This window comes from Pseudomonas sp. 05T35 (assembly GCF_056396605.1).
On the sequence record NZ_JBFTLU010000237.1, the window covers coordinates 1 to 9,681 of the forward strand.

Annotated in this window: 8 protein-coding genes and 2 pseudogenes; 4 read left to right on the forward strand and 6 right to left on the reverse strand. The window is 59.3% G+C overall.

Translation table 11 applies throughout. The annotated features are described in order from the left end of the window. On the reverse strand, positions 1-207 hold a 207-nt coding region (locus AC1DH9_RS18130), incomplete at its 3' end, for a hypothetical protein (protein WP_477808532.1). A 121-nt stretch (positions 208-328) separates the two neighbouring features. Here AC1DH9_RS18130 and AC1DH9_RS18135 point away from each other — a divergent pair. Beyond that, entirely contained in the window at positions 329-745 is a 417-nt protein-coding gene (locus AC1DH9_RS18135) for a hypothetical protein (RefSeq protein ID WP_477808533.1), read from the forward strand. A gap of 4 nt (positions 746-749) precedes the next feature. Here AC1DH9_RS18135 and AC1DH9_RS18140 read toward each other — a convergent pair whose 3' ends face one another. The 4 genes and pseudogenes from AC1DH9_RS18140 to AC1DH9_RS18155 form a co-directional block, all read right to left on the reverse strand. Continuing rightward, positions 750-1,496 carry a FadR/GntR family transcriptional regulator gene (locus AC1DH9_RS18140; protein WP_427530074.1) on the reverse strand — a complete coding sequence of 249 codons (747 nt, stop codon included), beginning with the start codon at positions 1,494-1,496 and terminating at the stop codon, positions 750-752. A 191-nt stretch (positions 1,497-1,687) separates the two neighbouring features. Then, a pseudogene (locus tag AC1DH9_RS18145) lies at positions 1,688-3,271 on the reverse strand (ABC transporter ATP-binding protein/permease); the annotation flags it as partial. Continuing rightward, a pseudogene (locus AC1DH9_RS18150) lies at positions 3,272-3,829 on the reverse strand (response regulator transcription factor); the annotation flags it as partial. Continuing rightward, positions 3,822-5,084 carry an ATP-binding protein gene (locus AC1DH9_RS18155; protein ID WP_427542621.1) on the reverse strand — a complete coding sequence of 421 codons (1,263 nt, stop codon included), beginning with the start codon at positions 5,082-5,084 and terminating at the stop codon, positions 3,822-3,824. The gene AC1DH9_RS18155 and the pseudogene AC1DH9_RS18150, both read right to left, overlap by 8 nt. A 377-nt stretch (positions 5,085-5,461) precedes the next feature. Here AC1DH9_RS18155 and AC1DH9_RS18160 point away from each other — a divergent pair, with 377 nt between their 5' ends. Continuing rightward, positions 5,462-6,178 carry an SIMPL domain-containing protein gene (locus AC1DH9_RS18160; RefSeq protein ID WP_427542624.1) on the forward strand — a complete coding sequence of 239 codons (717 nt, stop codon included), beginning with the start codon at positions 5,462-5,464 and terminating at the stop codon, positions 6,176-6,178. A gap of 46 nt (positions 6,179-6,224) precedes the next feature. On the opposite strand, the gene AC1DH9_RS18165 is transcribed toward AC1DH9_RS18160, so the two are convergent. Beyond that, positions 6,225-6,611, reverse strand: coding sequence for a DUF6124 family protein (locus tag AC1DH9_RS18165; RefSeq protein ID WP_477808534.1), 387 nt, complete (start codon positions 6,609-6,611; stop codon positions 6,225-6,227). Positions 6,612-7,117: 506 nt separating this feature from the next. Between AC1DH9_RS18165 and AC1DH9_RS18170 the strand changes: the two genes are divergently transcribed. Together AC1DH9_RS18170 and AC1DH9_RS18175 are read left to right on the forward strand one after the other, a co-directional pair. Next, a complete protein-coding gene (locus tag AC1DH9_RS18170; protein ID WP_427542630.1) occupies positions 7,118-8,728 on the forward strand; it encodes an ABC transporter substrate-binding protein in 1,611 nt (536 codons plus the stop codon). 258 nt (positions 8,729-8,986) lie between these two features. Then, positions 8,987-9,681, forward strand: a 695-nt coding sequence (locus AC1DH9_RS18175; RefSeq protein WP_477808535.1) for an ABC transporter substrate-binding protein, incomplete at its 3' end; no start/stop codon positions are given.

A 9,681-nucleotide genomic window follows, 5' to 3' on the forward strand; every position in this document is an offset into this window, starting at 1 on the left:
GTTCAAAGCGGCGTTCATCAAACGGTTTGAAATATCGCTAAAGGGATTTTGATCATGACTGCACAACAGAAGGTTTTGCATAAACCGGAACTCCAGGAAGTCGTCAAGGGAACCCTCAAACGTCGAGAACTGGAAGGCCCCGCCCATGCGTTGATTCGGTCGTACCCCCATATATTGGTAGGGCAGATGATCAGGCTTACGGTTCATCCTTTGGTCAGGTGTAAGCGCATACGCAGGCATGAGTGTGTCGTCGCGCCATCTCAGAAACGCCTGGTCATCATCATTTTCAGCGCCCCCGGCTAAACACTCGTACTGTGCAGATCCCGCCGTGAATGAATCATGGCCTGCCACGCACGGAGAGCCCCCCATCATGATGCTTGCCCCGCCCATTCTTCCGCAGCTGTCCAGTCTGCACCCTGAAAAAACAACTGTGAAATTGTCGAGCCTGAGTGACACGCTGAAAATGCTTGTTCCCGACTCGGACCATTTCGAAGCGAACTGGGACGTTTACCCGATCCTCGGAGCCGATCCGGAATCGCCCGACTGGGAAGGTCTTCAAGCACCAACCGGCGTCTGGAATGACGCCGTCGATGACATGATCAAACTCACAGGAATCGAACTGTACATCCCGAAAGCGGTACTGGAGGCGTACTCGAATACAGCCGTCGAATTGCGCTACAAATTCACCGATGAATCCAGCCTCGAGCCTTATTCGGAGTGTGTGAAGCTGTACATCGAAGCGTGAACCTTCAACGCTGCGCCTCTGCCTCTTCATGGGCATGGCGCAGTCGTTCACGGCTGTTGGTCAGGTGCAGGCGCATGGCCGCTCGGGCTGCGTCCGAATCCTGGCGGGCGATGGCGTCGTAGATTTCTTCGTGTTCACGCGCCAGGCGATTCATGTAGTGCTGCTGGTCATCGTGGGCCAGCCGCGCAGAATTGAGCCGGGTACGCGGAATGATGCTGGTGCCCAGGTGGGTCATGATGTCGGTGAAGTAGCGGTTGCCGGTGGCCAGGGCAATCTGCAAATGGAACTGGAAGTCCGATGCCACCGCATCGCCTGCGTGGGCGGCGCTTTCGTTCAGGGCATCCAGTGCCGCGCGCATCAAGGCCAACTGTTCGGGGCTGCGGCGTTGTGCGGCAAGGCCTGCGGATTCCACTTCCAGGCTGATGCGCAACTCCAGAATCGCCAGCACATCGCGCAACGTCACCACCGTCGCCGGATCGATGCGAAAGCCGCTTGGGCTCGGCGTGTCGAGCACAAACGTACCGATACCATGACGGGTCTCAACCTGCCCCGCCGCCTGCAAACGCGATATCGCTTCACGCACCACGGTGCGACTGACGCCATGGGCTTCCATGATCGCCGACTCGGTGGGCAACTTGTCGCCACGCTTGAGCAGGCCGTCGCGAATCTGCTCGGACAGCACCGTGACCAGTTCCTGCGCGAGGCTGCGGCGCTTGCGCGGAAGACGGGGGGCGTCGATCGGGTTTTCCATGGTGAACATCAGTCTCAGGCAAACGGTTGAGCACGCATCATAGCGCAGCGCGGTTGTACGATCACTGCCTGAGAACACCATACCCTTTATGGGAGCGAGCTTGCTCGCGATAGCGGAGTGTCAGACACCTTGAGGCTGGATGTCAGTCCGTCATCGCGAGYAGGCTCGCTCCCACAGGGGGTTTATGGTGTTTAGGCGGTAACGGTCTGCTCCAGCAGATGGCCGCTGTCGATCCGCACATGCCGTGGATGGAAACGTTTCAGGCTGCTGCGATGGCCGACGCTGACGATGCTCAGGCCTGGCAAATGATCGATCAGTGCCTGATACAGCGACGCTTCATCCTCTTCGTCCATTGCCGAAGTCGCTTCGTCCATGTACAGCCATTGCGGTGCGTAGAGCAGCGCTCGGGCAAACGCCAGACGTTGCTGCTCGCCCGGCGAGAGCATTCGCTGCCAGTGATTGGCTTCGTCGAGACGGGAAACCAGATGCGGCAAACGGCAGGTTTCCAGCACGCGCGCGTAGTGCTCGTGCGTGTAGGTGTCGCCGGCCTGTGGATAACTCAGGGCGTCACGCAGGCTGCCAATCGGCAGATACGGCTTTTGCGGGAGGAACAGATAGCGCGCAGCCGGCAGTCGGATGTTGCCGTGACCCGCAGGCCAAAGATGCCCCATCGCCCGCAGCAAGGTGGATTTGCCACTGCCGGAACGACCGCTGAGCATGACGCGCTCGCCCGCCTCTACCGTCATGTCGGCATTGGTCAGCAAGTGACGACCGTCGGCCAGGTCCAGACCCAGGTTGTGGATTTTCAGCTCCGAGCCCTGATTCTGCACGTCGATGGCCGGCTGGCGCTCTTCGTTTTCGCTCATGGCCTGACGGAAACTCAGCAAACGGTCACAGGTGGCGCGCCACGAGGCGAGCTCCTGGTACGCACTGATGAACCAACTGAAACTCTCCTGCACGTTGCCGAAGGCCGAGCTGATTTGCATCAGTTCACCGAGTTCGATCTTGCCGGCAAAGTAGCGCGGCGCGGCGACCATGAACGGGAAGATAATCGCGATCTGGCCATAGCCGGAGGTAAAGAAGGTCAGGCGCTTGGACACTTTCATGATGTCCCAGAAGTTGTGCCAGACCCTGCCAAACCGTGTGCTCAAGCGCTGATGCTCGTTAGGTTCGCCGTTGTACAGGGCGATACTCTCGGCGTTTTCACGCACCCGGACCATGGAAAAACGCAGGTCGGCTTCGAAGCGTTGTTGTTGGTTATTCAGACCGATCAAGCGGCGACCGATCAAATGCGTCAGCCAGCTGCCAACCGCCGCATAGACCAGCACGCACCAGAACATGTAGCCGGGAATGGTAAAGCCAAACACCTCGATACTGCCCGACACCCCCCACAGGATGATCGAGAACGACACCAGGTTGACGATATTGCGGATCAGGCCCAGCCCCAAAGCCAGGGTGTTGGACGTGAAGTTGTTAAGGTCTTCGGAAATCCGCTGGTCCGGGTTATCGGTATAACCGCCCTGCTCCAGCTGATAGTAATTCTTGTCGCCGAGCCAACGGGCGAAGTGCTTCTCGGTGAGCCAGGCCCGCCAGCGAATAGTCAGCATCTGGGTCAGATAGAGCCGGTACACCGCACCGACAATCGCCACTGCGGCAATCGCGCTGAAATACAGGATCAGATGCCAGAACGCCGCTTCGTCCTTCTTTTGCAGGGCATTGTAGAAGTCCTTGTACCAGGTGTTGAACCACACCGAGATCCCCACGCTGATCAGCGACCGACGAACGGGACGCTTCTGCAGTTTGCGCTGCAGGGTGCGCCGGTGCATGCCCAGGGCGCGGGCAGTGGCAGAGATGTTGCCTTCATGCTCGGTCAGCACGCGCTGGATGTGCTCCCATTGCAGGCGGTCCACCGACATCGGGTTTTCCGGCACCAGGGTATCAAGGTCGGCGTGCTCTGAGAGCAAGGCGGCCAGCACGTCATCGGCGTCGGCCGGTTTGCACAGGTAGTTGCAGGCGCCGCGCTTGATCGCCTCGACGGCGGTGGCAATGCTCGAGTAACCGGTGAGGATCACCACGCGCATTTCCGGGTCGAGCTCGAGCAGTTTTGGCAGCAACACCAGGCCCGAATCACCGTCCATTTTCAGGTCCAGCGCGGCATAGTCCGGCAGATCCTGCTGGGCGATGGTCAGGCCCTCTTCGGCAGAGCTTGCAGTGCTGACACGAAAACCGCGACGGTTCATGGCGCGGGCCATCACGCGGGTGAAGGTTGCGTCGTCGTCTACCAGCAACAAATGCGGCAGGTCTTCGCCTTCGACTTGGATCTCGTCACTCATGTTCGTCTCCTCGGGCGACACGGGGCAGGCGCAGCTCGGTGAGCGTACCGCCTTCCTCATGACTGTAGAGTTTCACTGAGCCGCCAGCGCGTGTCACGCTGGCCTTGCTCAAAAACAGGCCCAGGCCGAAACCTTTGCCCTTGGTGGTAAAAAACGGCTTGCCGATCTGTTCGGCAATCGCCAGCGGCACACCGGGGCCGTGGTCGCGAATGCTGATGGTCAGCTCGACGGAATCCCAGTTCAGCGTCACTTCCAGCCCTTCGGGGCAGGCATCGGCGGCGTTGTTCAGTAAATTCAGCAAGGCTTGGGTCAGGTCCGGCGGCGGCGCCAGACGCGGTTCATCGCCAAGCCCCAGGCGCCGCAAGCGGTAGGTCGCTTCGGGACGCATCAGGTGCCAACGGTTAAGCGCTTCATCGAGCCAGACGCTGACACCCTGCATCTCCACCGCCAACCGACGATTGGCTTCGGCAGCGCGAACCAGTTGCTGCAAGGTTTCCTTGCACAGCTTCACCTGATCCTGCAGCACCCTCAAGTCATCTTGCAGCAGCGGGTCGTGATGATCCTGCTGCATTTCCTTGAGCAACACGCTCATGGTCGCCAGCGGCGTGCCCAATTCGTGAGCGGCGCCAGCGGCCTGGGTCGCAACAGCCAGCAGTTGCTGGTCGCGCAGGCCCTCTTCACGGCGAATCGCCCGCAGTTCTTCCTGACGGCGCAACTCTTCGGCCATCCGCGCAGCGAAGAAGGTGATCACCGCAGCCGCTAGGGCAAAACTCAGCCACATGCCGTAGATCTGCATCTTTTCCCGGTACATCGGGAATGTTTCCAGCGGGTAAAACTGCGCCAGCAACAAGGTGTACATCGCCAGCGCGATGCCCGAGAGAATCACCGAATAACGCCACGGCAGCGTCACGGCGGCGATGGTCAGCGGCACCAGGTAATAGGAAACGAACGGGTTGGTCGAACCACCGGAGAAATACAGCAGCGCACTGTGGATAAACAGGTCGCAGGCCAGTTGCACGGCGTATTCGAGTTCAGTCACCGGCCATGAAGTGCGCAAGCGGATCGCGGTAAAGGCACACAGCAGCATCGAGCAGCCGAGGGTCGCCGCCAGTTGAAACCACGGCAGCGGCAGCAGGTTGAACCAGTAGGCGAGCCCCACCGAACCGGCCTGAGCGGCCAGCACCAGGGTGCGGATGAACGTCAGTCGCCAGAGGTTCTGGCGAGTCGCGGAAAGCAGTTGTACGGGGGCGAGCATGAGCTCTCCTGATGAGCGCTCCAGGCGGATCGCGTCGAGTATAACCAAGCGAGGGCCCCGACAGGCAAAAGTGCGGCAAAGCGCCACACGGCAAAGACAGTTCACATCACACCACAATCCCTGTAGCAGCTGGCGAAGCCTGCGTTCGGCCGCGAAGCGCTCGCAATCCGGAGAACGCATTCAATCTGAAACAACGCGGTAGCTGATTTTACGACCGCTTCGCGGCCGAACGCCGGCTTCGCCAGCTGCTACAGGTAGTAGTGCGAGCTCGATCTGTATAGAAGTTGTAATCGGGTGAACCCGGCAATAAAAGCTACAGTCTGATGGTTTCACGCAGGCTTGGACCCTTACCCCTGCGCACCGCCCAAGGAGACTTCATGAACACATTGCGCCGCAGCGCCGCCCTTCTCGCCCTCAGTGTCGGCACCGTCGTCAGCCTGCCGGCATTGGCCGTCGACGAACTTCACTACAACCAGATTTCCCTGCGTGCCGAAGTCAGTCAGGAAGTGGCCCGCGACCTGATGATCGTGACCCTCTACACCGAAGAACAAAACACCGACCCGGCGAAACTCGCCGCCGACGTCAGCACCACCATGAACAAGGCGCTGGCCCAGGCCAAACAGGTCAAGGACATCACCCTGCGCCAGGGCAGCCGTCACAGCTACCCGATCTACGACACCAAGGGCCAGAAAATCACCGGCTGGCGTGAACGCGCCGAACTGCGCCTGGAAAGCTCGAACTTCGCAGCGCTGTCCAAACTCACCGGCGAACTGCTGACTGATCTGAAGATGGGCGGCATGGATTTCGCCATCGCCACTCCGACCCGCAAGGCCAGCGAAGATGCGCTGCTCAAGGAAGCCGTCACCGCCTTCAAGGCCCGCGCCCAACTGGCCACCGATGCACTGGGCGGCAAGGGTTACAAAATCGTCAACCTGAACCTCAACAGCAACGGTTATCCACAGCCGTACCTGCGCGCGCCAATGATGATGAAAGCCGCGGGCATGGACTCGGCACCGGTGACCCCGGATGTCGAAGCCGGCACCAGCCAGGTCAGCATGACCGCCGATGGCTCGATTGAAGTGTTGATGCCTTGAAATTGAGGTGGGTCAGCCAGCCTTCCGCTGACTGACCCACTGAGCCCTACTTGACCTGATACTCCGCCGGCTCCGGCACATCAAAATCATCCAGCGCCCTGTCCACCTGCAACTGCACCCCATCCACCAGCCGACAAATCGCCAGTGCCACATGGCGCCGCGAACCTTCGATCTCGAACGCCAGGTCGGCGGCCATGACTTTCACCGACGCCAGGTCTTCCGAGGCGTTGGCCAAGAGGCTTTCTGTGCCCACATCAGGGGCGACGCTGAATAACCGGTCAGAACGCAAATTGCTGAAGCGCAGTTTGGCGAGCGTCGGTTTCAGGTAGTGATCCAGTGCCCGGTGGGCAGCGTCGTGGAGCTTTTTGGAGTCGAGGGATTCGTACGGCGAAACGTCGTCGGGTGYGGGGGGATCAGGGATTAACTTGTCCATGTGAACACTCCACTCATTTTGGGAGCCATCGCTTGCCGATCTCACTCGGCGAAGGGGTGGCAGCTGTGTGCGGTGTGAGATTACCGGGAGTAGAACCGGCCAGACCGAAGTCTGCCCGCACACAGTCGCCATAAAGCATTGCGAACAGCGGATAAGCTGGCGGCAATTATGGTGGTACTGGCACTCGATTCATACTCTTTGCCGGGATCTCACTCCCGTTCGCTGAGTTTTCAGCGACAGCAAAAGGTTAGGCGCAGCCCCAAACCCAACGCAACCGCCACAACTCGTCGGAACAATCGCCCTCATGCCCTGGTCTGACAGCGCTTTTCGTAGGAGCGAACCGTGTTGTTACCGTAAATGTCGGTAACGGATGGGTGGCGGGTCCGTTTGACAGAGGCCTGTGTATGCCCAAACAGAGGGGTCACCCTAACAAACGGATATTTCCGCGCGCCCCGGCAACAACGCTACTCTCCAGAAAAAGCCGCCGCCAAACCCTCGGGGACTCCATGGATAGAACCACCGTCAAACCGCTTCTGCTTGCCCTCACCCTCGCCACCATCGCCCCATTCGCCCCATTCGCCCACGCCGCGACTACCCTGGTCTACTGCTCCGAAGCCAGTCCTGCCGGGTTCGACCCGAGCCAGTACACCAGCGGCACGGACTTCGATGCCTCGGCCGAAACAGTCTTCAACCGTCTCACCCAATTCAAACGCGGTGGCACCGAAGTCGAGCCAGGCTTGGCGACGAGTTGGGAGGTCGCCAAAGACGGCCTGACCTACACCTTCCACCTGCGTGACGGGGTGAAGTTTCATACCACCGACTACTTCACGCCGAGCCGCGATTTCAATGCGGACGATGTGCTGTTCACCTTCCAGCGCTTGCTCGACCCTGAAAACCCGTTTCGCAAGGCCTACCCCACCGAGTCGCCGTACTTCACCGACATGGACCTGAACACCACGATCAAAAGTGTCGATAAGCTCGATGAGCACACGGTGCGCTTCAGCCTGAACAACATCGACGCCGCGTTTGTGCAGAACCTGGCGATGAGCTTCGCCTCGATCCAGTCCGCCGAGTACGCCGCGCAGTTGCTCAAGGAGGGCAAAGCCGCTGACCTCAACCAGAAGCCGGTCGGCACTGGGCCCTTTGTGTTCAAGCGTTATCAGAAGGACTCGCAGATCCGCTACAGCGCCAACCGCGCTTACTGGAAACCCGAGGACGTGAAACTCGACAACCTGATTTTCTCGATCACCCCGGACGCCGCCGTGCGCCTGCAAAAGCTCAAGACCGGCGAGTGCCAGGTCAGCGGTTATCCGCGACCGGCCGACATCGAGGTGATGGAACAGGACCCGAACCTGCGGGTGCTCAAGCAAGCCGGTTTCAACCTTGGCTTCCTGGCCTACAACGTATCCCACCCGCCACTGGACCAGCTCAAGGTTCGCCAGGCGCTGGACATGGCCATCGACAAGCCGGCGATCATCAAGGCCGTCTATCAAAGCGCCGGGCAACTGGCGCAGAACGCCCTGCCGCCAGCGCAATGGTCGTATGACCCGAACATCAAGGACGCGCCCTACGACCCGACCAAGGCAAAGGCGCTACTAAAAGAAGCAGGGGTTGCACCCGGTACCACTATCAACTTATGGGCAATGACCGTGCAGCGTGCGTCCAACCCGAACGCACGGATGTCGGCGCAGATGATCCAGCAGGACTGGGCCAAGGTCGGTATCACGGCCAACATCGTCAGCTATGAATGGGGCGAGTACATCAAGCGCGCCAAGAACGGCGAGCACGACGCGATGATCTACGGCTGGACCGGCGACAACGGTGACCCGGACAACTGGCTCGGCGTGCTCTATAGCTGCGCCGCCGTTAAAGGTAGCAACTACGCCAAGTGGTGCGACCCGGCCTACGACAAGCTGGTTCAGCAGGCCAAGGTCTCCACCGACCGTGACGAGCGGGTCAAGCTCTACCAACAGGCACAAAAAATCCTTAAGCAACAAGTGCCTATCACACCGATCGCCAACTCGACGGTTTTTCAGCCTCTGCGCAAAGAAGTTTCCGACTTCAAGATCAGCCCGTTCGGGCTCACACCGTTCTACGGGGTGGGTATAAATAAGTAACACCGCGCTCCGGCCGGGTGCGACAGGCGCCCTGGCCGCACCTCTATGGTGCGTCGTTTGCACCGAGAAAAACGACCGCAAACGGTCAAATGCGTCAGTATTTATACATATGCGACATTAAGGTACGTTCGTTCCACTGTTTAAGGGTTGTAGCTCCCCGGCATCTTGCATTGGGTATGGGCCCTGCATAAGTATCCGCAGGTCGACTCACGAGGTCGTCCTCTAATTCCAAAAATGACAACAAATCATGAGGCCACCATGCTTAAACACGCGGTCATTCCGTTTTTAGTCGGCGCAAGCTTGTTAGCTAGCGCACCTTTCGCCCATGCAGCGACTAACCTGGTGTTTTGCTCCGAAGGGAGCCCGGCCGGTTTTGATCCTGGTCAGTACACCACCGGAACCGACTTCGACGCCTCTGCAGAAACCATGTTCAACCGTTTGAGCCAGTTCGAACGTGGCGGCACCGCCGTTGTTCCTGGCCTGGCCACCAGCTGGGACATTTCCCCGGATGGCCTGACTTACACCTTCCACCTGCGTGAAGGCGTCAAGTTCCACACCACCCCGTATTTCAAGCCAACTCGTGAGTTCAACGCCGACGACGTGCTGTTCACCTTCAATCGCATGATTAACAAGGATGATCCGTTCCGTAAGGCGTACCCGACCGAATTCCCGTACTTCACCGACATGGGGATGGACACCAACATCACCAAGATCGATAAAGTCGACGATCACACCGTCAAGTTCACCCTCAAGGAAGTTGATGCCGCGTTCATCCAGAACATGGCCATGAGCTTCGCTTCGGTCCAGTCCGCCGAGTACGCTGCCCAACTGCTCAAGGAAGGCAAAGCCGCCGACATCAACCAGAAGCCGGTCGGCACGGGTCCGTTCGTGTTCAAGAGCTACCAGAAAGACTCCAACATCCGCTACACCGGGAACAAGGACTACTGGAAGCC